Raw genomic sequence first — 23383 nt, 5'->3', positions numbered from 1 at the left:
TACATACGATGGCCACGGTCCGGTGTCCACCCGCCCCTGGGGAGGATTTGGCGTTGAGCACCGTCCTGTTCCGACGGCCACCTCGTCGGCCTGGCCCTGCCATGCCGCGCGGTGAGTTGCTGGTCGAGTCGCCCCCGGAGCTGCCCGAGCAGCTCCCACGCGGCATCGGCCAGTTGCTGATGGTGTTGCCCATGGTCTGTGGCGTGGGTGCCATGGCCTTCCTGTACGCGGGTCGCGGCGGCGGTGCCGTCACCTGGATCGCCGGCGGCCTGTTCGGCGTCTCCATGCTCGGCATGGCGATCGGCTCGATGGGCGGCGGCGACGGCAACAAGAAGGCCGAGCTCGACGCCGAGCGCCGTGACTACATGCGCTATCTGGCCCAGATCCGCAAACGGGTACGCCGCGCGTCCGACCAGCAGCGGTCGGCCGCGATGTGGGTGCACCCGGCGCCGGACGCGCTGTGGTCGCTGGCCGCCTCGCGCCGGATGTGGGAACGCCGGTCGACCGATGAGGACTTCGGGCAGATCCGGGTCGCTGTCGGTCCGCAGCAGCTCGCGGTCGACGTCACGCCGCCGGAGACCAAGCCGGTCGAAGACCTCGAGCCGATGTCGGCCATCGCGCTGCGCCGGTTCATGAGCACCTTCCGCGCCGTGCCGGACCTGCCGATCGCGCTGTCGATGCGCGCGTTCGGCCGGGTGTCGCTGCGCGGCGAGCGCGACCGGGTGCTGGCGGTGACTCGGGCCGCGATTGCCCAGCTGGCCACCTTCCACTCGCCGGAGGACGTGCGCATCGCGCTGGTCGCGGCGCCGGAACGGGTCGGCGACTGGGACTGGCTCAAGTGGCTGCCGCACGTGCAGGTCGACCGCAAGGTCGACGGCGCCGGTCCCGTCCGGCTGGTGTTCGACTCGATGACCGAGCTCGAGGACGCGCTCGACGACGAGCTGAGCAGCCGCGGCCGGTTCAACCCGTCGGCGAAGGCGTTGACCACGCAGGCGCACCTGGTCGTGATCCTCGACGGTGGCGAGGCGCCGGCCGCCGCCCAGCTCACCGGCCCGGGCCTGCTCGGCACCACGGTCTTCGACCTGTCTGGTGCCGTGCCGCGTGATGCCGGCCGCTGGCTGCTGGCCTTGACGGTCAACGGCGACCGGATCGAGGTCAACCAGGGCAACCGGAGTACGCCGCTCGGCAAGGCGGACACGTTGGCGGTGCCCGCCGCGGAGGCGGTCGCCCGCCAGCTCGCGCCGTACCGGCTGTCCCACCAGACCACCAGCGAGGAGCCGCTGTCCCGCAGCCCCGAGCTGCCCGAGCTGGTCGGTGTCGGCGACGCGGCGGCAGTCGACCCGCGGCGCAACTGGCGCCCGCGTCCGGTGCGGGAGACGTTGCGCATCCCGCTCGGCCTCGGCCCCGACGGCGGCGTTGTCGAGCTCGACCTGAAGGAGTCGGCGCTTGAGGGCATGGGCCCGCACGGCCTGATCATCGGCGCGACCGGTTCCGGCAAAAGCGAGCTGCTGCGCACGATCGTGTCCGCGCTGGCGATCACCCACTCGTCCGAAGAGCTCAACTTCGTGCTCGTCGACTTCAAGGGTGGTGCGACGTTCGCGTCGCTGGACGCGTTGCCGCACACCAGCGCCGTGATCACCAACCTGTCCGACGAGCTGCCGCTGGTCGACCGGATGCACGACGCCATCGCGGGCGAGCTGCAGCGGCGGCAGGAGTTGTTGCGGTCTTCCGGCAACTACGTCTCGCGGCACGAGTACGAGCGGGCGCGTGCTGGCGGTGAGAACCTCCAGCCGTTGCCCAGCCTGCTGATCATCTGTGACGAGTTCAGCGAGTTGTTGGCCGCCAAGCCGGACTTCATCGAGTTGTTCCTGCAGATCGGCCGGTTGGGGCGGTCGCTGGGCATCCACCTGTTGCTGGCTTCGCAGCGGCTCGAAGAGGGCCGGTTGCGTGGCCTCGACACGCACCTGTCGTACCGGATCGGTCTGCGGACCTTCTCGGCGGTCGAGAGCCGGATCGTGTTGGGCGTGCCGGACGCGTACGAGCTGCCCAACGCGCCTGGCCATGGTTACTTGAAGATCGACACGTCGACGATGCTGCGGTTCCGTGGTGCCTATGTGTCCGGTCCGTATCGGCAGGCGAGCGCGGCGACGCAGGCGGCCAAGGCGCGGGTGCAGGGTGCGGTCGTGCCGTACCGGATGGCGCATGTTCCGATGCCGAAGCTGCCGGTGGCGCCTCCTGAGCCTGTCGAGACCGCTGCCGCCGCCGGTCCTGGGCCCGCGCGGCAGGTCACGATGCTCGACGTGGTCACCGGCCGGTTGCGTGGTCAGGGTCCGCCGGCGCACCAGGTGTGGTTGCCGCCGCTGGACCTGCCGGCGTCGCTGGACGCGCTGTTGCCGCAACTGCAGCGCGACCCGGACCGGGGATTGCAGGCCCTTGGCTGGCCTGGCCTCGGGCGGCTCGCGGTGCCGGTGGGTGTCGTCGACCGGCCCTACGACCAGCGGCGCGATCCGCTGGTGGTCGACCTGTCGGGCGCGGCCGGAAACACCGTGATCGCGGGTGGTCCGCGGTCCGGCAAGAGCACGTTGCTGCGTACGTTGATCTCGTCGCTGGCCCTGACCCACACGCCGCGCGAGGTGGCGTTCATGTGCCTCGACTTCGGCGGCGGCACGCTGCGTAGCCTCGCGGGGTTGCCGCACATGTCCGGTGTGGCCGGTCGGCGCGACATCGAGGCGGTGCGGCGGTCGGTGGGCGAGGCGACGGCGCTGCTCGACGAGCGCGAGCAGCGGTTCGCCGAGCGGGGCATCGAGTCGATCGGCGCGTACCGGCGGATGCGGGCCACCGGCCGGTTCCCCGAGGACCCGTTCGGCGACCTGTTCCTGGTCGTCGACGGTTGGGGCACGCTGCGCGAGGACTTCGAGGAGCTCGAAGCGCGGATCACCAAGCTCGCGGCGCGCGGACTGGGCTACGGCATCCACGTGCTGATCACGGTCAACCGGTGGGCTGAGCTGCGGATGAACGTACGCGACCTGCTCGGCACCCGGTTGGAATTGCGGTTGGGTGACCCGACCGAATCCGAGATCGACCGGCGGGCGGCGCTCAACGTGCCGACCGGCGTACCCGGTCGCGGTCTGACTCGTGACAAGTTGCACTATCTGAGCGCATTGCCCCGGGCTGACGGTCTCGGTGACCCGGAGACGTTGGTCGACGGCACGGCCGCGATGGTCGCCGCGGTGGCCGAGTCGTGGGTGCACCCGCCGGCGCCGAAGGTCCGTCTGCTGCCGCGTCGTCTGCCGGTCGACGAGCTGACCAAGCTGGCCGGCACCGAGGGGCCGGGGATCGCGGTCGGCCTCAACGAGTCGCACCTGGCGCCCGTCCGCATCGACTTCTCGGTGGACCCGCACCTGCTGGTCTTCGGCGACGTCGAGTCCGGGAAGACCAACCTGATGCGGCTTATCGCGCGGTCCATCGTGGAGAGATATACGCCACAGGAAGCGCGGTTGGTGATCGTCGACTACCGGCGCGGTTTGTTGGATGCGATCTCCGGCGAGCACCTGCTCGGCTATGCGCCGTCGGCGACTGTCCTGAACGAGATGGTCGGTTTCCTGCAGTCGTCGATGAAGCAGCGGCTGCCGGGGCCGGACATCACGCCTGACCAGCTACGCAACCGCAGTTGGTGGCACGGCCCCGAGCTGTTCGTGATCGTCGACGACTACGACCTGGTCGCCAGCGTCGGCCAGAATCCACTGTCGCCACTCGTGGAACTGTTGCCGCAGGCCAGCGACATCGGCCTGCACCTGATCCTGACCCGGCGCGTCGGTGGTGCGTCGCGCGCCCTTTACGAGCAGGTCATCCAGCGAATGCGCGAGATCGACTCGCCCGTTTTCCTGATGTCCGGCAAGCCGGAAGAGGGCGCGCTGGTCGGCTCTTTGAAGCCGAGCCCGCAACCGCCGGGCCGCGGCACGTTGGTTCGTCGGCAGGACGGACAGCAGTTGGTGCAGACGGCCTGGATAGAGCCATGACGATCCGGGGCTGCGCCATGATGCCCGCGTCCGTTACGGTAAGTCTGGACGTGTCGCACGAGTCAAGCGAGGGGTGAGTGTTATGGGTCAGCCGTTCTTGGTTGATGCCGCGACGCTCCACAAGGCTGCGGGGGATGTGCGGTCGACAAGGTCTGATGTCGACGGTGATCTCAAGCGGCTTTGGGGCGTGTTGGACGATCTGGCTGTCGCATGGCAGGGCCAGGCTTCCGCGGGGTTCCAAAACCTGATGAATCGCTGGAATGGCGATGTCACGAAGCTGCTGACCGCGTTGGACAACATCGCGGACCTGCTCGACCAGGGTGGCACGACGCACCAGGTCAACGACGAGCAGCAGAACGAGATGATTAACAAGTTCAACTCGGCCCTGAACCCGTAGTGACCTGAGCGAAGGACATCGAGACCATGTCGCAGCCGATCCAAGTCAACTACGCCGCGCTCGAAAACGCGCAGTCGCAGATGCAGTCGATCTCCAAGACGATCGACGGCCGCCTCGACAGCCTCCGCTCCCAGCTGCAGCAGATGCAGTGGAACGGTTCCGACCGCGAGGCCTACCAGGGCTACCAGGCCCAATGGGACTCCGCCGTCGCCGACATCAACGCGATCCTGCACGAGATCGGCGCCGCCGTCGGCGTAGCCAACCAGAACTACATCACCACGGAAGCCAACAACGCGAAGGTCTGGGGCTGACCACCCAACCGCACGATCCGCCAAGCGCGGCCCAGGCGTCAGCCTAGGGCCGCGCTGCGCGTCAGACCTGAGCTCCCGGCAGACCGCCAGAACGAACTGCCGCGCCGACCCGCCTACTTGCGTTCAGCGTTGGGCGTCCGTCGCTTGTCTACGGCTGGTTAGTAGGGAGGCACCTGGGCTCGGCCGCTGTAGTTCGGCGTCGCCTGGCTTCCTGCCTGCTGGGTCGGTGACGTTCGTTGGGCGCCAGGTTGCCAGCTCAGCGGTTGATGACGCTCGCCGGCGGCGGTCGCTGGTCGCGTGGCGGTCGGCGATGGGGCACCGGCAGGTCGTTTGGTCGCGCCCCGGTTGCGTACCTTCGGCGCGGTGACCTTCGCGTCCCCCGGGCCAGTGCGCTCCGCGCGCGGCCGGCGGGGCACCGATGCCACGGCCGGACTGTCGCCGAGCCTGCGCCGCCGGGTGCCGCGCACGACCGCGGCGCACAGCGCGATGACCAGGGCCAGGACGGCCAAGGTCGCCGCGGTCCAGGTCGCCAGCGTCCGCGTGTTGCCCATCGGGTCGGCGGGCAGCGCTACCGGGTCGAGGGCCACCGCCGGCGGTGATGCCTTGGGAGCGCCGGTGATCGCCGTCATGGCCCGGTACGGGTTGATGACGCCATAACCCACCAGGTCGTTGCGCCCCTCCGGCGGATGGTCGGCGGTCGTGGCGATCCGTTCCGCGACCTCGGCCGGCTTCAAGTTCGGATCTGCCGACCGGATCAGTGCCGCGAGCCCCGAGACGTACGCGCTCGCGAAGCTCGTCCCACCCTTCGTGAACTGTGCGTACCCGTCACCCCGCGGCATCGGCCCGTCGACCTCCGCGCCTGGCGCGGCGACGTCGACATAGGCGCCCGAGGTCGAGGTGGCGACGTGATGCCCTTCCCGATCAATGCCGGCGACGGCGATCACCCCGTCGTAGGCGGCGGGATACGCCTTCTGGTTCTGCCCGTCGCCACCACCGTCGTTGCCGGCCGCCGCGACGAGCACAATGTTCTGGGCGAGAGCGTCGTTGATCGCCTGCTCCAACACCGGAGTCGGATCGGTGGTCAGCGACAGATTGATCACGTCGGCACCGTGCGAAGCGGCGTAGTCGATCGCCTCGGCGATGACGTTGGGTCTGCCCGGGTCGAAGTCCTTCTCGAGGTCGGGCAACACCCGGATCGGCAGGATCATGGCCTTGGGCGCGATCCCCGTGAACACGGAGCCCCCCGGCGTACGCCCGGCGATGACCCCGGCGACCACCGTGCCGTGCGCCACCTCGTCACACTGACCCAGCTTCGAAGGCTCGACGAAGTCACGCCCTTCGAGCACCTTGCCGGCCAGCGCCGGGGGATTGGGCGACACTCCGGAGTCAATCACCGCGACCGTGATCCCGGCGCCTTCGCTGATCGGCCAGGCCAGGTCAGGACGCATCCGCTGCAGCGGCCAGGGGGTCTGCGTCATCGGCTTGCCCTTTTCGGGCGGCCCACATTCCGGGGCCTTCACATACGAGAGCCCGGGGGACGCGGAGGCTGGAGAACTCAACCCGATCGCGGCCGCCGATGCCACCACCGCCGCGGCCGCGACGGCCGCCAACGCCCGGGTGACACGACGCCCGCGACCACCGCGAAGCGCCCGACGTCGAACGCGGCTGCCGAAATCCAGCTGGTGCCGCAGCCCGTCGCTGGCAGTCGAGGCTCGCATCGTCAGTGGTCGCGTCCAGCCCGCCCGGCCTGCGCCAGCGTGCGGCGGTTGCCGCGGTCGTCGGTCGGTGGTCGTCGGGGGCTGGGTGGTCGACGGTCGCGTGTGTACTGGTCTGGCCGGCTCGGTATGCCGCGTTTGATGCGGTGCTCCGCTGTTCGTGGTTGTGGGCCGCGTCGTCGGTGGTGGCGTCTTGGCCGATCCGGCTGGGTCGGCGTGCGGCGTTTGGCGCGGTCGATCTTGGCTGGTGGTTCGCGGCCGTGTTGTGCCTAGCGGCGTCCCGGCCGGCGCGGCACCGTGGGCGCCTAGCGGCCTGCGGGCAGGCGGCATCGGCTCGGGCGCTGTCGCGGCGGGCATGGGTTCGATCGCTCGGTCTCGGAACACGGGTTGTGCCTGGTTGGTCAGTTCCCGAGGACCGGAGGCGGAGGAACGTCGGTTCCCTCGTTCCACACGTTCTCGTCCTCGTAGAGCCAGCTGTCGTACTCGTCCTCGTCGCCGTGTGCGCCCGACGCGCCTGGGCCACCGGCGAAGCCGGCACCGCGCCCAGCGGCACCCTTTCCGGCGCCGCCCTTGCCCGCGCCAGCGCCGGCGCCGCCGATCCCGGCCATGCCCGCGCCACCGCGGGCCGCTCCGCCGCCCCGGCCGCCGCCGGCTGCGCCGCCACCGACACCGCCGATGCCGGCCATGCCGCCACCGGCACCCAGCCGACCTCCGGCGGCGCGAGTCCCGCCCCCACCTCGGCCGGCGGCGCCGCCACCGGCCATCGGTGCGATGGAGGGCGTGACCGGTTTGCCGAGGGAGCCGCCGCCGGAAAGCTTTCCGAGGCCGCCGGGACCGATGCCCCCGCCACCGCTCCCCAAACCGGCGCCGCCGAGACCGCCACCAGCCAGACCGCCGGAGCCTAGGCCGCCGCCGCCCAGCCCGCCGCCCAGGCCCGGGGTGCCGGTCGTGAGGCCTCCGCCGGCCCCGGCGAGGCCGGAGCCGGGCTGGTAACCGCCCAGGTCCGGGCTGGTGGGCTTGTCGATCGGTGAGCCGTCGAGCAGGCCGGGCATGTTGCCGACGCCGCTGCTGCCCGGCTTGGGTGGGTCGTAGCCGCCCACGCCACCGCCGGCGCTGCCGATGCTCGGCATGCCACCGCCGCCGACGCCTGGGCCTCCGCCACCGAGATCCGGGGTTTCGACGGTCGGGATGCTGACGTTGCCGACCGTAGTCGCGGTCGGCGCGCGGTCGGCCGTTGCTTCATGCTGCGAGCTGACCGTGTCGTACGCCCGGCGCGCGTCTTCCTCGACATCCGTGAGCAGCTTGCGGAACTGGTCGCCCACCCAGCCGGCGAAGCTCATCGGCGCGTTGTTGAAGAAGCCGGACTCGAGCTCGATCTCGAGGATCCCGGGGGCGAGCGTGATCCGGGCGTCGCGTGCGGCCATGAGCTCGCCGAGCATGCTCCCCGGCACCGGCATCGCTGCCTGGGCTGCCTGAAGATCCTGCGCCGCAGTGCGCAGCGTCTCGACGATGCCCGTGCCGCCCTCGGGGGCGGCACTGTCCGAGACCTTCTTGAGCCCCTCGCTCATGGTCGTGACCCGTTTGGCGAACGCGTCTGCGGCCTTGCCCGTCCAGAACGCGTCGATGCCCTTGATGTCCTGGTCCAGCGACGTGCAGACGTCGCGTACGTTGCCGATCAGCTCCTGCCAACCAAGAGCGGCGTCCTCGACATCAGCGGGACGCCCGGCGATGACGACGTGGTTGACCATGGTCGTCCAGTCGAGAGCCATCTGCTCTTCCCTCCCCTGGCAGATCGCTAGATCTGATGCTCTTTCGCGGCGGCCTTACCGAAGATCGACTCCCACTGCTGAGCGGTGAGCGCATTGCGTTCCTCAGCCGCAGCGTAGTTCTCTTTGATCTTTCCAAGAGCGTCCGCGGTGTCGTGCAGTTGCTCGATGGTCTGCTTGAGCCCCTCACGGAACGACGTGTAGAGCGCGGTGTGCTTGGTGTGCACCATCGTCGCGCCCCGATGGCCGCCCAGCGTGGGCGTCCCGCCGCTCGCCGGGCCGTCGATCTTCTCCAGGATGCCGGGCATCGCGTAGTAGAGCCGGCCCAGATATTCGGCTCGTTCGCGGAGCCACCTCTGTGTCGTCTCCAAGGACTCGAGATCAACGCCGGTTTTGCCGCCAGGCGCCCCCTCGGTCAGTCCGGCAGGAGCTACGTCCGGCCGAGACGTGCCGACGTTGGCCTGGTCCAACTTCATGTCGAAGGCGAACGGCCGGTCCACATCGGTGGTGATCCGGTCACCGTTGTTGTCAACCGTGAGGATCGACCCGTCCTTGAGGCGAACCTCCACAGTGTTCTGGTCGATCCGCTTGTAGCTTTCGACCTGCGCATCGAGTTCGCTGTTCCCGGACTCGAACTTGTCCCCCATTAGTTCTCCCCAGGTCTCGGCTGCCTAAATGGTGCCGGACGTCAATGTGTACCTTACCGGTCACCCGACGACGGTGGTTGCCGCTGATCGCTCGGCGGCTGGCCAATACCCGGCGGCGGCGCCGCTGTCCCGCCGCCTGGAGCGGACGCGCCGAAACCTGCGCCCTGGCCCGGTTGGCCGGGCAGCCCGGAGCCAGACTGACCCGACGGCGGTCCGTAGCCGACCTGGCCTGAAGGCGGTCCGTAGCTTGGCTGCGCCGGTGGCGGCTGGGAGCCAGGCTGACCCGATGGCGGTCCGTAGCCGGGCTGCGCCGGTGGTGGTCCGGATCCGGCCTGGCCTGACGGCGGTCCGTAGCCGGGGTGCGCCGGTGGCGGCGCGTAGCCGGGCTGTTGTGGTGGTGGCGGTCCGTAGCCCGGTTGCGTCGGCGGCGGCCCGAACGCCGGCGGCTGCGGCGGCTGACCGTACGTCGGCTGCGCCGGTGGTGGCGGGTAGTGCGGCTGTTGGGGCGGCAGGCCGTATCCCGGCTGCGACCCGTACCCCGGCGGGATCTGTCCGTTGCCCGGCGGTGGCGGACCGCCCCACTGCCCCGGTGGCCCCGGATAGGGCCCGCCAGGTTGTCGCTGACCGGGCGACCGCCGGCGGCGCCGACGGCTCGACCAGACGATCAGGATCACGATCGCGGCCACCACCACGAGGCAGCCGAGGCCGTAGACCAGCAGGCCACCCCAGTCGGCGCGCACCTTGATGCCGAGGCCAGAGCCGTCGTCGCCGCTTTCGTCGGTCCCGGAACCGCTAGCCTTGTCATCGGGCGTGGCAGCGGCGACACCGAGTGGGTTGGCGGTGACGGTCGGGATATCCGCGGTCAACGCGCGTACCGGATCGATGATGCCGAAGCCGAACTGGCTGTCGCGACCCTTGTCGCCCTTGTCCGTGGCGGTCTTGATCAGTCTGTTGACGACGTTGGCGGCGTCGAGATCGGGAAACTTCGAGCGGATCAGGGCGACGACACCGGAGGTGATCGCCGCGGCCGGGCTGGTGCCATCGCCGACGCCGTAGCCGTTGCCCTGGTTGACGGACATGATCACGTCGACGCCGGGCGCGCTCACCGCGAGCTGTTGCCCCCTGTTGGAGCCCTCCCACAGCACGCCCTTGCGGTCGATCGCCGAAACGGACACCACACCAGGCAGCCGGGCGAACGAGCTGACCTCACCGCCCTGGTTGCCCGCGCTGACCACCACGACGACGTCGCGTTGCTGCGCGTACGCGATGGCGTCGTTGATCTCGGTCGAGAAGAACGTCGAGCTCGGTTCCATCGAAATGTTGATCACGCCGACGCCCTGGTCAGCCGCCCACTTCACGGCTGGTGCCATCGTTTCGCGGGCCATGCCGACCGCAGCCGGCATGATCTTGGCCTCCGGCGCGATGCCGAGCAGCCGCTGCTGGCCGCCGCCCCGCCCGGCGATGAGGCTCGCCATGCCCGTGCCGTGGCTGACGTTCTGGTCGGGGTCAGTGCGGCCGTCCGGGGCCACGTCATTGCCAAACGCTTTGCCGGGGACGACCTGGCCGACGAGGTCTTGATTCGTGGCCTGCACACCCGTGTCGACGACCGCCACCGTCACGCCCGCGCCCTTGGTGATCTGGTGGGCACGCGAGATGCGGAGCGAGTCGAGCTGCCACGACAGCGAACGCACGGTGTCGGCGTGGGCGGGCGTGGCGACCAGTGGCAACGTCGCCACCGTCAGCACGGCCGTTGTCGCCGCGAGCCATCGCGCGCGTGTCAGTCGGTGCCTGGACTGCTTCATCTCACCCGCCCGTGTCGCTGTGGAACCGGCAGCTCAACCAGCACATCGGTGGTTGTGACTGTCCGTGCGCCCAGTGTAGATGGCTGTGGCAGGCGGCGAGGGACCGCGCAAGTGGGCTGTGGATAACTTCCTGCCTGTGGATAACCCAATTCGGCGCTCGCGGGAGGCCGACACTAAATCGGTCACGTCGGGGCCACCGACCACAACGGACGCGGCGGTGACGAAAGCTCGTCACCGCCGCGTCGACGGGAGGGTTCAGTGGGACTTATCGGGGCGCACGACGCCCGCCGCACCGCCACCACGGCGCACCGGCTCGGCTGTGGCGATCATGCCGTGCCTGGTGAACTCGATCGCCGTCGCGGCACCGAGCTCGGGCGTGCTCACGAACGCGGGCTGACCGAGAGAGGCCAGCTCAGCGCCGTACGCGGAGATGAATGCGGCTTCCGCCTGCGGAGCGGCGCTGTTGCGTTGCGAAGCACGCGGTGCCGCCATCGCTTCGGGCAGCGTCATGCCGAGGTCGATGCGGTTGACCAGCATCTGCAGCACGGTGGTGATGATCGTCGCGCCGCCCGGGGTGCCGAGGGCGAGGAACGGCTTGCCGTCGTCGAACACGATCGTCGGCGACATCGACGAGCGCGGCCGCTTGCCCGGGGCGGGCAGGTTCGGGTCGGGCGGAGCGCCCGGCGTCTGGACGAAGTTGAAGTCGGTCATCTCGTTGTTGAGCAGGAATCCTCGGCCCGGCACGACCATGGCGTTACCGCCGGTCTGCTCGATCGTCAGGGTGTACTCGACGATGTTGCCCCACTTGTCGGCAACGGTCAGGTTGGTCGTGCTCTGCCCGGGGTTGCCGTCCGCCACGGAAGCCGAGGTCGCGCAGTCGCCGTAGCGGCCGTCCGGGTTACCGGGCGCCACCGGCTTGGTGAGCGCCTTCGCCGGGTCGATCAGACATGCCCGTTCGGCCGCGAATCGGTCACGGAGCAACTCGTCGAGCAGCCGCTGCGAGGTGTCGTCGCCGACATAGCGGTTGCGGTCGGCGAAGGACAGCGCGCTCGCTTCGAGATACAGGTTCAGTGCCTCGACCGCGCTCATGCCGGACAGGTCGAACTGCTCCAGAATGTTGAGCGCCTCGCCCACCGCGATGCCGCCGCTCGACGGCGTCGACATACCGTAGACCGTGTAGCCGCGGTAGTCGGATTTGGTCGGCGCCGGGAAGCGGACCTCGTAGCGGTCGAGGTCGGCGAGCGTCATGCCACCCGGCCGGATCTCGAACTGCCACGGCACCGCGGGATCCGCGGCGACCGGCGGGTGCTGCACCGTCGACACGATGTCGCGGGCGATCCGGCCCTCGTAGAAGACGTCGGTGCCGTGTCGGGAGATCTCCCGATAGGTGTCGGCCAGGTCCGGGTTGCGGAACCGCGAGCCGACCACCGGCGGTTGCCCGCCAGGCAGATAGAGCTCGCGTGTCGAGCTGAACTGCGCGAACTGGGCGGCGTTGTCGGCGATCTGCTGACGGAACGTCGAGTCGACGGTGAACCCGCGCTGGGCGACGTCGGCCGCCGGGGCCAGCGCCGCGGGCAGCGATCGGCTTCCCCACTTGCGCAGGGCTTCCTTCCAGGTGAGCAGCGATCCGGGCACGCCGGCGGAGATGCCGCTGACCCGAGCCTCCTGGAACGCCATCGGCGTGCCGTCGGGCTTGAGGAACGCGTTCTCGCCCATCGCGCGGGGCGCCGCCTCGCGGCCGTCGATCGTGTGCACCCGACGGGTCTTGGCGTCGTAGTAGACGAAGAAGCCCCCGCCGCCGATGCCGGCGGAGAACGGTTCGGTGACGCCAAGGGTCGCGGCGGCGGCGACCGCGGCGTCCACCGCGTTGCCTCCCCTGCGGAGCACGTCGAGGCCGACCGCGGTGGCGGTGGGGTCGACGGTCGAGACCGCTCCGCCATATCCCACCGCGGTGGGGTCCCTGGGCGGCTCAGTGCCGTGCGCGAACGCCGGGGCGGAGCCCGGCACCACCAGCCCTGCCGCGGCCACGACAGCGACGACTGCGATCTTTCCGAGCTTCATTGCCCCTCCCGGATCAGCATGCGTCTCTATGTCCTACCGCCACAGTCCTCGATCGGCAACAGGGCGGGCGGAGCCCGGATTCGCAGCCCGGCAACGTGCCGTCACGGTGTGCAACGAGTCGGCCGAGGGTCAGGTCAACAGGAGACCGGCAAGCCGGCGACGCGCGAGCCAGGTGGCGCCAGTGCCCATGACCAGCAGATAGGCAACGGCGGCGAGCATGCCCATGCCGATGTCGCCCGTGGTCAGACCCCGCATGAGCTCGATGCTCTGGTAGAGCGGCAGCGCCGCGACCAGTGCCTGGAGCACCGGTGGATAGATCGACAACGGATAGAAGGTGGTCGCGAAAAGGAACATCGGGAGCATGACGAGCTGCAGGTACTGGTGGTGGTGCGGCTCGCGGATATACGTGGCGGCGGCCAGGCCCGCGGCGGAGAAGGCGTACGCGATCAGCACGGCGGCCGGAACTGCGAGCACCGCCCACGCCGAGTGCACCATGCCGAGCGCGAGGATGACGACGAAGAAGCAGGTCGACGAGAGCGTGCTGCGCAGCACCGACGCGGCGATCTCACCTAACGCGATGTCACCGATCCGCATGGGCGTGGTGACGATCGCGTCGTAGATCTTGTCGAACCGGACCCGCCACCACACGTTGTTCGTCGTCTCGTTGACCGCGCTGTTCATCGCCGACGTGGCGAGCAGGGCGGGCGCCACGAAAGCGGCGTAGGCCGTCGCACCGGACTCGCCGCTGACGAGCTGGCCGATGCCGACACCGATCGACAGGAGATAGAGGAAGGGCTCGAAGATGCCGTTCACGACGAGGTTCCACGGCCGGCCGTGGCGCAGGACCCAGAGATGGCGCACGACGATCAGGTGGGCGGACGACACGGTTCGGCTTCCCTTCACGCGTGGAGATGACGCCGGTACAGGCGGCGGGCCATCAGGTAACCGAGCCCGCACAGGCACGTCAGATATCCGATGTGGACGAGCGCGAGCGGCCACGACACGGTGCCGAGGCTCAGTGAGCGGCACAGGTCGACGCCGTGCCACAGCGGAGTCGCGTAGACGATCGGCCGTACCACCGCTGGCAGTTGCTCCACCGCGAAGAACGTGCCGGAGAACAGGTAGAGCGGCATCACCACCCATTTGAAGATGCCGTTCACCGGCCGGATGTCGGTGAGCGTCACCGCCCACGCCGCCGACGGCAGCGCGAACGCCATCGCGGTGAGGGCCGCGGCCGGCAACGTCAGCAGCACCAGCGGGGAGCGCGCCGCACCGAACGCGACCATCACCGCCACGAACACCGCCGCGCTCAGCACCACGCGCGAGGCCATGAAGAGGAGATGACCGTGCAGGATGTCTTCGGGTTCGAGCGGGGTGCCGGCTGCCACCGGGTAGGCGCCGCCGGGTCCGCGGTTGACCGCTACCGGGAAGGCGGCCTCGATGATGCCGTTCTGCATGGCGGCCGCGGCGAGGATCCCGGGTGCGAAGAACGCCAGGTAGTCGACGCCGCCGAGGGCCGCCGCGTCGGGGCCGACCAGCCGGCCCAGACCGACGCCGATCGCTACGAGGAACAGCAACGGGTTCGCGATGCTGATCACCACGGTGCCGCGCCACGTGCGGCGGTACCGGAGGATCCAGTACTGGAAGGCCCGCAGCGCCATCGCGTCAGCGGTCGCCATCAGTCCACCAACGTCCGGCCGGTGAGCGCGAGGAACACGTCTTCGAGACTGGCCCGCCGCACCATCGCCGTGGCCGGTCGCAGGCCGATCTGATGGACGACCGCCAGCGCCGCCTCGCCTTCGGCGGTGTACCAGAGCACCCGGTCGGGCAGCTCCTCCAACCGGTCGCGGATCGTGGCGTCACGAAGTTTCGCCACGGCTTTGTCCTGCTCGCCGATCTCGAAGCGCAACTCGAGCACCTCTTTCGTCGAGTGCGCCGCGATCAGCTCGGCCGGCGAGCCCTGGGCGACGATGTGGCCCTTGTCCATCACCACCAGTCGGTCGCAGAGCTGCTCGGCTTCGTCCATGTAGTGCGTGGTCAGGATCAGGCTGACGCCCTGCTGTTTGAGCCGGAACAGCCGATCCCACAGCACGTGACGGGCCTGCGGGTCGAGCCCCGTCGTGGGCTCGTCCAGGAGCAGGATCTCCGGCTCGTTGATCAGCGAGCGGGCGATGGTGAGTCGCCGCCGCATGCCGCCGGAGAGCGCGTCGACCCGTTCGCCGCCCCGTTCCGCGAGTTGGGCGAACTCCAGCAGCCGCGCGCTGCGGGTGGCGATGGTCGCCTTGGGCAGCCCGAAATAGCGACCGTAGATCAGCAGGTTCTCCAGGACAGTGAGGTCCCGGTCGAGCGCGTCGTCCTGCGGCACGACACCGAGCCGGGCCCGAATCTCGCGGCCCTGGGTGAGCGGGTCCATGCCGAGCACCCGCAGCGTGCCCGACGTCGGCGGCGACACGCACGCGATCATCCGCATCGTCGACGACTTGCCGGCACCGTTCGGGCCCAGGAAGCCGAACGACTCGCCGCGCCGCAGGACGAAGTCGATGCCGTCGACCGCGGTGAACGCCGTGCCGTGACGGTCGCGCGGCGGGTAGCGCTTGACGAGGCCGGCCGCCTCTACGAGGACATCGGGCATGGCGATGATCGTAGAAAACCGGGCAGAGTGGAGCAAGAACTTAACACCGGCCCGAAAATATTCGATCGCCATGCGGTCCGATGGCTAGCTGTCGATTCTTGCGCGCCGGCTGTCAAGACATTGCAAGAAAGCGTACGAGTATTGCGTGATCGCGTCGTGTCCTGCGACGATGACCGTCGATCCGTCCCGACCCCCCAAGGAGCGGTAGACATGGCGGTCTCGCGCCGAAGATTCGTGACCTCAGTGGCCGCCGGGTCCGCCCTGGCCGCCGTCTCCACCACCGAACTGGCTGCCGTCCTGGCCAGTCCGGCCAGCGCGGCGAGCCCGCCGGGTGACGTGGTTGGCAAGGTCTCTGTCGGCTATCAGGGGTGGTTCGCCTGTCCGGGTGACGGTGCGCCGATCGGTGGGTGGTGGCATTGGTCGCGGGACCGGTTCCAGCCGCCGTCGCCGTCGAACACGACGATCGTGTCGTGGCCGGACATGCGCGAGTACACGAGTGGTTATTCGACCGCGTACCCGAATCTGGGCAATGGGCAGCCGGCGCAGTTGTTCTCGTCGTACGACGACCAGACGGTCGACACGCATTTCAAGTGGATGCAGCAGTACAACTGCGACACCGCCGCGCTGCAGCGCTTCAACCCGTTCGGCGACGAGGGCCCGACCCGCGACACGATGGCGCAGAAGGTACGCGCCGCGGCCGAGAAGTACGGGCGCAAGTTCTACATCATGTACGACGTCACGAGCTGGACCAGCATGCAGTCGCAGATCAAGACCGACTGGTCCACCAAGATGTCGGCACATACCGCGTCGGCCGCGTACGCCCGGCAGAACGGCAAACCGGTCGTCTGCATCTGGGGCTTCGGCTTCAACGACGACGGGCGCCCGTTCGCACCCGCCGCCTGCCTCGATGTCGTCAACTGGTTCAAGGCGCAGGGCTGTTACGTGATCGGCGGGGTCCCGACCTACTGGCGGCAGGGGATCAACGACTCGCGTCCCGGCTTCTCCGAGGTCTACCACGCGTTCAACATGATCTCGCCGTGGATGGTCGGCCGCACCGGCGACCTGGCGGGCCTGGACTCGTTCTACACGAACGTCAATGTCCCGGACCAGGCCGACTGCAACGCCAACGGGATCGACTACCAGCCGTGCGTGATGCCGGGAGACCTGTCGTCGGGGCATCGCCGGCACGGTGACTTCTACTGGCGGCATCTCTACAACATGATCCGGCTGGGCGCGGCTGGCCTCTACGTGTCGATGTTCGACGAGTACAACGAAGGCAACCAGATCGCCAAGACCTCCGAGACGCAGGCGACCACGCCGGCCGGGGCTGGCATCCGGGCTTTGGACGAGGACGGCACGTTCTGCACGTCGGACTACTACCTGCGGATCACCGCCGACGGCGGCCGGATGCTCAAGGGCCAGCTCGCCCTGACCGCCACCCGGCCCACGCAGCCCGACAACGGCACCGGCCCACCGGCCCCGCCGACCGGCAACCTGGCACTCAACAAGCCGACCTCGGCCAGCTCCCAGAACGGCGGCTTCGTCGCTGGCAACGTCGTCGACGCCAACGTCGGCAGCTACTGGGAGAGCGCCAACAACGCGTTCCCGCAGTGGCTCCAGGTCGATCTCGGCAGCTCCGTCCAGGTCAACCAGGTCGTGCTCAAGTTGCCGCCCGGCTGGGAGACTCGCACCCAGACGATCCTGGTCCAGGGCAGCACCAACGGCTCGCAGTGGGGGACCCTCGCGCCGAGCGCCGGGGTGACGTTCAACCCGGCTTCCGGCAACACCGCGACGCTGACGGTGCTGGCCTCGCTGGCTCGCTATGTCCGCCTGACGATCAGCGGGAACACCGGCTGGCCGGCCGCCCAGGTGGCGCAGTTCGAGGTCTACGGCGGCACCGGCAACCCCGGCAGCCCGCCCACCGCGCCGAGCAACCTGACCGTGACCGGCAAGACCACGACCAGTGTCTCGCTGTCGTGGACGGCGTCGACCGACGACGGCACGGTGGTCGGCTATGACGTGCGGCAGGGCAGCAGTGTGGTCGGTTCGCCGAGTGGCACGTCGCACACGGTCACTGGCCTGACGCCGAACACGAGCTACAGCTTCTCGGTGGTCGCCCGCGACAACGCCGGCAACGTCTCCGGCGCCTCCAATGTGGTCACCACGACGACCAACGCGCCGCCGGCGAACACCAACCTCGCCCAGGGCAAGGCGACCGCGGAGAGCGGCCACGTACAGAGCTACGGCTCGGGCAACGTCGTCGACGGCAACGCGAACAGCTACTGGGAGAGCCCCAACAACGTGTTCCCGCAATGGGTGCAGGTTGACCTCGGCGCGGCGACCTCGGTGGGCCGGGTCGTGCTCAAACTGCCGCCCCAGACCGCCTGGCAGACCCGCACCCAGACCCTGTCGATCCAGGGCAGCACCAACGGGTCCTCCTGGAGCACCCTTTCCGGTTCCGCCGGACGGGTGTTCAACCCGGCGAACGGCAACGCGGTGACCGTCACCTTCACCGCGTCCTCGACCCGGTACGTGCGGGTCAACATCACCGCGAACACAGGTTGGCCGGCAGGCCAGCTATCCGAGCTGGAGGTATATGCCAGCTGACGACCGGAGCTCCGCCCGGCCGCTGTCAATCGCCCTTCACAGCGGCCGGCGGTCCGTCGCCGTGGTCGGTCGCGGTCGGCGTTCTGTTGCTGAGACCGGTCGCGGAACCCGAGGCTGGCGTCCGGTTGCCGTCGTCGGTGGCGGGAGGCGGCACGTTGTCGTGGTCGATCCCGGTCAGGATGGCCAGTGGGGGCGTTGCCGCGGTCGGTCGCGGCTGGCGGCGCGTAACCGGGGCCCTCGCCGAGCCTATGAGCTTTGTCGCGTCGCTGTGGTCTGCGGCGGGAGCCGCCGCGTTATCGCCCGCGGTCGCGGTCCGCGTCAACGGTTGTGTTGCTTTGGTCGGTCGCGGCTGGCGGCGCGGCGCTGAGGGCGGTTGCCGAACTAGTGGCGGACGTTCCGCTGCTATGGCCCGTGGCCGGAGGCGCCACGTTCTCGTGGGCGGTCGCGGGACGCGCGACCGGTTGGGTGTCACCGTGGTCGGTCCCGGTTGGCGGTCCGTTGCCGCGTCCGGTTGCGGAGTCCGTGACCAGGGGCACGCTGTCGTGGCCGGTGGACGGAGGCAGCACGTCCTCGTGGGTGGACGCCGGACGCCTCAACCGCGGCAGGTTGGTGTGGCCGGTCGTGGGAAGTGGCACGTTGCTGCGGTCTGTCGCGGGACCCGTGGTGGGTCGGTAGGCGAGCAGTTGGCGCTGACGCTGGAACAGCAGACCGGCCGACGCCAGCAGGGCTAGGGTGGCCAGCGCGAGCAGCACACGCGCGATCGGCTCGTCGGCGACGACGGCCGCGGCGCCGATCCCGAGCGCCCCTACCACCTGGACGGTCGCGGCCAGGCCAAGCTGCCGGGCCGTTCCCTGCTCACGCAGGTCGACCACAAGGTCATCGATGCGCGAGTCGGGCCCATAGCCCGCACGGATCGCCCGGGTCACGGCCCGCCGCGTCCTGGCATCGGCGCCTTCGACCAGCGGCGTGCCCGACCGGCGATGGCCGCGGATGAGCAGCGGCGCGGACAACGCGACGAGGACCGCGAACGGGAGCAGCGGCAGGACGATGTTCCACGGTCGGGATAGCTCGCTCGTGCCACCTCGCGCCGCGAAGATGGCCGCCAGCGCGCCGAACCCGACCAACATCGCGAGCAGGATCCACCGCATCGGTGCGGTCGGACGTTGCTCCACATTGGACCGGAGTTGCGCGCGCTCGTCAGCCGAGAGCCCCATGGTCGGTCAATTACCCGACCGCGGGGAAAGTCAATCGCTGTCGAGGTCGCGCAGCCGCTGGGCCGCGCTCTCCGGCGTGATGTCCCGCTGCGGCTGGGCGAGCAGCTCGAAGCCGACCATGAACTTGCGGACGGTCGCCGACCGCAGCAGCGGCGGGTAGAAGTGGGCGTGCAGGTGGGCCTTCGGGTGGTCGCCGCCGTCGGTCGGACGCTGGTGGAAGCCCATCGAGTACGGGAACGTGATGCCGAACAGCCGGTCGTAGCGCCGGGTTACCCGGCCGAGGATGTCGGCCAGCCCGTCGCGGTCCGTACCGTCGAGATCGGTCAACGATCCGTGATGAACTCGGGGCAGCACCAGCGTCTCGAACGGCCACACCGCCCAGAACGGCACCAGCGAGACGAAATGCTCGTTGCTGTCGACGATCCGCGAGCCGTCGCCCAGCTCGGCGGCGAGATAGTCGCAGAGCAGGCAGTCGCCGGTGTACTCCGCCTGCTGCGCGAGCTCCTTCGCCGGCTCGTTGGGCAGGCTCTCGGTCGCCCAGATCTGGCCGTGCGGATGGGGGTTGCTGGCACCCATCATCGCGCCGCGGTTCTCGAAGATCTGCACGTGCCCGACCCAGTCGAGGGCGCCGAGCTCCGCGTACTGGTCTGCCCAGGTGTCGACCACCGTGCGAAGCGCCGGTTGCGACATCCCGCCGAGCGTCAGGTCGTGCCGGGGCGAGAAACACACGACCCGGCAGAGCCCGCGCTCCGGCCGCGCGACCAACAGGCCGTCGTCGACCCCGCCGCCCGCCGCTTCGGGCAGCAGGGCGGCGAAGTCGTTGTCGAACACGTACGTCGAGTCGTACACCGGCGTCTTGACCCCGCCGGCGCGGGTGTTACCGGGGCACAGGTAGCAGGACGGGTCGTACTCGGGGCGCTTCTCCTGTGTCGTCTCCTCGACCTGGCCCTGCCATGGGCGAGCCGTGCGGTGCGGTGAGACCAGAACCCATTCGCCGGTCAGCCGGTTGAGCCGGCGATGCGGCGCGTCTGGAAGAAGGTCCATGCGTCCCCCACGATCGATGCCAGGTCGGGCTTCGCGGCGACCCAGCCCAGCTCAGCGCGTGCCCGGACCGACGACGCGATGAGCGTAGCCGGGTCTCCGGCGCGCCGTGGAGCGGGTGAGACCTTCACCTCCTCGCCCGTCACAGCGCGGACCATTTCGACGATCTGCAGGTTGGAGAAGCCCTTTCCGTTGCCCAAGTTGTAGATCTTGTGTCGACCTGGGTCAATTGCCTCCAGGGCGAGCAGGTGCGCGGCGGCGAGGTCCTCGATGTGGATGTAGTCGCGCACACACGTACCGTCGCGGGTCGGGTAGTCGCCACCGAAGATCCGCAGGCTCGGTCGCAGGCCGGCGGCCACCTCGAGCGCGGCCGGGATCAGGTGGGTCTCCGGCTCGTGGCATTCGCCGAGCGGGATCGGGCCGTCGAGCGCGGCGCCGGCCACGTTGAAGTAGCGCAGGCTGGTCGCGCCGAGCTGGTGCGCCTTGACCGCGTGCGCGATGGCCATGTCGACGGCGAGCTTGGTCCAGCCGTACGGGTTGGTCGGCGCGACCGTCGCCTGCTCCGTGATCGGAAGCGTGCTCGGGTTGCCGTAGACAGCGGCGGTCGAGCTGAACACCAGACGTTGTACGCCGGCCACGCGGATCGCGTCGAGCAGGGCAAGCGAGCCGGCGACGTTGGTGTGCCAGTAGAGCTCGGGTCGCTCCACCGACTCGCCAGCGGCGATCTTGGCCGCGAAGTGCAGCACGCCGTCGAATCCCGCGTTGGGTGTCAGCACCTCGCCGACCTCATGGAGGTCGCGTTTGTGCAGCATGACCTCCCCCGGCAGCGAACCGACGTGCCCGGTCGACAGGTCGTCGATGACCTCGACCGTGTGGCCGGCGTCGAGCAGTTGATGCACGACAACAGACCCGATATAGCCGGCTCCGCCGGTCACGAGCAACTTCATGGGTCTGACCCTAGGGCCACGAGAGCCCCCTGCGGCATCCGCGATGAGCAATCGCCGGAAATGTCGCCGTAACGCGGGAGATGATCTACGAATACTGCTCGGAGGAACGCTGATGCTCGTTCACAAAAAGGCGATCGTGTACGGCGGTGGCGGCGCGATCGGCGGCGAGATCGCTCGCGTCTTCGCAGGTCAAGGTGCTCTGGTCCATCTCGTAGGCCGAACTGGCCCCGCGCTCGAGGCGGTGGCCGCCGACATCGGCACGCTCGGCCGCGAGCCGGCCGAGACAAAGGTGCTGGATGTGCTCGACGAGGCGGCGGTGAACGCGTACGCCGCTCAGGTCGGCAACCTGGACATCTGCGTCAACGCGGTCGCTCTCGAAGGCGGAGCACAAGGAATGCCCTTGATCGAAATGAGTGCGGACACGGTCGTCCAACCCATCGCCGATGCGGTGCGAGCGGCATTCAACATCGCCAAAGCCGCCGCCGTACACATGACCGACGGTGTGATCATCATGCTTTCGACCCCCATGGCCCGCGTGCCGGTCGCGACGACGGGCCCATTCGGCAGCGCGTCGGCGGCAGTGGAGACGATGACCCGCCAACTCGCCGCCGAACTCGGCCCGCGCGGCACCCGGGTGGTCTGCCTCCGGCTGACCGGCATCCCCGAAACAGCGACCCGCCTCGGTTCCCTGACCGAACGCATGTGGCGCGATGCCGCGGCCCGCCTCGGCATGTCGTTCGAGCAGGTGGTCGAGGCAGCCGGCGCCGGAAGCCCGCTCGGCGAGCCCTTGACCGTCAACCGGGTCGCCGAACTGGCCGCGTTTGTCGCCTCCGACCGCGCCCGAGCCCTGACTGGCACGGTCCTGAACGCCTCCGGCGGCGCAGTCGTCGACTAGCGCCTGCCCGGTCGATCAACGCAGCGATGTGGCGGGCGATGGGCGACGGGGCTGGGCTGGACGGCGGGTTTGCCGCTCGTGGGTTGGTGCCGGGTGATCTCCGACCGGGCCGAGCTAGAAGACGGGCCTGCCGCTCGTGGGTTGGCGGCCGGGCGATCAGTGACGGGCGCGAACTGGACGACGGCGGCTGCCGCTCGTCGGCTGGTGGCCCGGCGTTGCCGGGCCGTCATTCGCCGCGTAGCGCCTGCTGCGGCTCCCGCGGTGTCCCACTCGCGGCGCGGTTCAGCGGCCCGGTAGGGCGCCTCCGTTGACTTGGATGATCTGGGCGGTGACGTGGCCGGCGTCGGGCGAGGTCAGCCAGCGGATCGTCGCGGCGACGTCGTCGGCGTGGCCGGCGCGCTTGTTGAGGGCCTGGCCGACCAGGGTCTCGTGGCGTTGCGCGGTCATCGTGTCGGCGAAGAACTCCGTTTCGGTCGTGTAGCCCGGCGCGACCACGTTGACCGTGATGCCGCGCGGCCCGAGGGCCGCGGCCAGGTCGATCGCGTATGGGTGCAGGGCCGCTTTGCTGCCGCCGTATGAGCCGGAGCCCGAGCCGCGGAAGGCGGCGATCGAACTGAGCAGCACGACCCGTGCGTCATCGGCCAATAGATCGCGTAGGGCTTCGGTCAAGTGCACGGCGGTCAACACATTGGAGCGTAGGTTGGCCGTCCATGCCGCTGATGCCCGTGCGACCGGGCCGACCGTGGGACCAGGATCGGGCAACGCCAGCACCGCGTTGCCGCCCGCGTTGTTGACCAGCACGTCGATCTGGCCGAAGCGCTCGCCGATTTCGGCGGCCGCTCGCTCCGCGTCGGCTATCTCGCCGACGTCGGCGACGATCGCATGCGCCCCGGTCTCGGTCGCCGTCGCCGCAAGCACTTCGGCCCGTCGGCCGATGATGACGACCGTGTCGCCGTCTTTCGCACAGGACACCGTGACCGCTCGGCCGATGCCCGTGCCCCCACCGCTGACTACCACCACCCGTGACATGGCGATGACTCTAACCACGCGGAACGACGGGTGTCGTTGTCAAAAACGAGCCTGTGGAAAACTTCGTCGCGGCGACGCATCGGCGCCATTTCTGTCACACCCCCGCGCGACCATCCATCCATGAATGACCACACGCGGCCTCGGTATCTGCCAACTGTCCGGCGAGCGTCAGCGCTCGCCCAACCCGCAGTCGGCAGGCGACGAAGATGCCTGTCCCTGCGGGGACGCGGTGACTCGGTGCGCACTGCAGTAGTGACTCTTGAGCTGTGCGTATGCCTTGACAGACATATTCCTAAGGGG

At 69.4% G+C, this 23383-nt stretch carries 17 protein-coding genes; 5 read left to right on the top strand and 12 right to left on the bottom strand.

The window, feature by feature from the left end; all coding sequences use genetic code 11:
* The first annotated feature begins 53 nt into the window (after positions 1–53).
* The 3 genes from eccCa (at position 54) to CHC05_RS17430 (ending at position 4727) form a co-directional block, all read left to right on the top strand.
* On the top strand, positions 54–4019 hold the full coding sequence (gene eccCa / locus CHC05_RS17440) for a type VII secretion protein EccCa (RefSeq protein ID WP_089250012.1): 3966 nt from the start codon (positions 54–56) through the stop codon (positions 4017–4019).
* Positions 4020–4101: 82 nt separating this feature from the next.
* A complete protein-coding gene (locus CHC05_RS17435; protein ID WP_089250010.1) occupies positions 4102–4416 on the top strand; it encodes a WXG100 family type VII secretion target in 315 nt (104 codons plus the stop codon).
* A gap of 26 nt (positions 4417–4442) precedes the next feature.
* On the top strand, positions 4443–4727 hold the full coding sequence (locus CHC05_RS17430; protein ID WP_089250008.1) for a WXG100 family type VII secretion target: 285 nt from the start codon (positions 4443–4445) through the stop codon (positions 4725–4727).
* Between the two features lie 158 nt (positions 4728–4885).
* On the opposite strand, the gene mycP is transcribed toward CHC05_RS17430, so the two are convergent.
* The 8 genes from mycP to CHC05_RS17390 all read right to left on the bottom strand — a co-directional run bounded on the left by mycP (position 4886) and on the right by CHC05_RS17390 (position 15356).
* Entirely contained in the window at positions 4886–6205 is a 1320-nt protein-coding gene (gene mycP / locus CHC05_RS17425) for a type VII secretion-associated serine protease mycosin (RefSeq protein ID WP_179266233.1), read from the bottom strand.
* Between the two features lie 638 nt (positions 6206–6843).
* The gene (locus CHC05_RS41510) at positions 6844–8211 is read right to left on the bottom strand and encodes a WXG100 family type VII secretion target (RefSeq protein WP_089250004.1); all 1368 of its coding nucleotides are present in this window, start codon (positions 8209–8211) and stop codon (positions 6844–6846) included.
* 26 nt (positions 8212–8237) lie between these two features.
* On the bottom strand, positions 8238–8855 hold the full coding sequence (locus CHC05_RS17415; protein WP_089250002.1) for a hypothetical protein: 618 nt from the start codon (positions 8853–8855) through the stop codon (positions 8238–8240).
* A gap of 53 nt (positions 8856–8908) precedes the next feature.
* Positions 8909–10591, bottom strand: coding sequence for a S8 family serine peptidase (locus tag CHC05_RS17410; RefSeq protein ID WP_179266232.1), 1683 nt, complete (start codon positions 10589–10591; stop codon positions 8909–8911).
* A gap of 321 nt (positions 10592–10912) precedes the next feature.
* A complete protein-coding gene (gene ggt / locus CHC05_RS17405; RefSeq protein ID WP_089249998.1) occupies positions 10913–12718 on the bottom strand; it encodes a gamma-glutamyltransferase in 1806 nt (601 codons plus the stop codon).
* A 129-nt stretch (positions 12719–12847) separates the two neighbouring features.
* Positions 12848–13603 (bottom strand): ABC transporter permease, encoded by a 756-nt coding sequence (locus CHC05_RS17400; protein ID WP_179266231.1) that lies wholly within the window; start codon positions 13601–13603, stop codon positions 12848–12850.
* A 14-nt stretch (positions 13604–13617) separates the two neighbouring features.
* Positions 13618–14397, bottom strand: a complete 780-nt coding sequence (locus tag CHC05_RS17395; RefSeq protein ID WP_089249994.1) for an ABC transporter permease — start codon at positions 14395–14397, stop codon at positions 13618–13620.
* Positions 14397–15356, bottom strand: coding sequence for an ABC transporter ATP-binding protein (locus tag CHC05_RS17390; RefSeq protein WP_425426791.1), 960 nt, complete (start codon positions 15354–15356; stop codon positions 14397–14399). The genes CHC05_RS17395 and CHC05_RS17390 overlap by 1 nt, the downstream gene beginning before the upstream one ends.
* Before the next feature lie 204 nt (positions 15357–15560).
* Here CHC05_RS17390 and CHC05_RS17385 point away from each other — a divergent pair, with 204 nt between their 5' ends.
* Complete coding sequence (locus CHC05_RS17385; protein ID WP_089249990.1) at positions 15561–17957, top strand: galactose-binding domain-containing protein; 2397 nt, start codon at positions 15561–15563, stop codon at positions 17955–17957.
* A 293-nt stretch (positions 17958–18250) separates the two neighbouring features.
* Here CHC05_RS17385 and CHC05_RS17380 read toward each other — a convergent pair whose 3' ends face one another.
* Genes CHC05_RS17380 through galE form a run of 3 tightly spaced genes read right to left on the bottom strand, consistent with a single transcriptional unit; the run spans position 18251 to position 21159 of the window.
* Positions 18251–19171, bottom strand: a complete 921-nt coding sequence (locus tag CHC05_RS17380; RefSeq protein ID WP_144022636.1) for a hypothetical protein — start codon at positions 19169–19171, stop codon at positions 18251–18253.
* A gap of 30 nt (positions 19172–19201) precedes the next feature.
* Complete coding sequence (locus tag CHC05_RS17375; protein WP_089249986.1) at positions 19202–20215, bottom strand: UDP-glucose--hexose-1-phosphate uridylyltransferase; 1014 nt, start codon at positions 20213–20215, stop codon at positions 19202–19204.
* Positions 20170–21159 (bottom strand): UDP-glucose 4-epimerase GalE, encoded by a 990-nt coding sequence (galE, locus tag CHC05_RS17370; RefSeq protein WP_089249984.1) that lies wholly within the window; start codon positions 21157–21159, stop codon positions 20170–20172. The genes CHC05_RS17375 and galE overlap by 46 nt, the downstream gene beginning before the upstream one ends.
* A 43-nt stretch (positions 21160–21202) precedes the next feature.
* Here galE and CHC05_RS17365 point away from each other — a divergent pair, with 43 nt between their 5' ends.
* Positions 21203–22054: an SDR family NAD(P)-dependent oxidoreductase gene (locus CHC05_RS17365; protein ID WP_218824578.1), complete on the top strand. Its 852-nt coding sequence runs from the start codon at positions 21203–21205 to the stop codon at positions 22052–22054.
* A 282-nt stretch (positions 22055–22336) separates the two neighbouring features.
* Here CHC05_RS17365 and CHC05_RS17360 read toward each other — a convergent pair whose 3' ends face one another.
* Entirely contained in the window at positions 22337–23083 is a 747-nt protein-coding gene (locus CHC05_RS17360; RefSeq protein WP_089249982.1) for an SDR family NAD(P)-dependent oxidoreductase, read from the bottom strand.
* Positions 23084–23383 lie beyond the last annotated feature (300 nt).

The organism is Asanoa hainanensis, assembly GCF_900188485.1.
In the GTDB taxonomy this organism is placed as follows: Bacteria; Actinomycetota; Actinomycetes; order Mycobacteriales; family Micromonosporaceae; genus Asanoa; species Asanoa hainanensis.
Note: the sequence above shows the minus strand (reverse complement) of the source record. Positions and strands in the feature narration are given on the sequence as shown.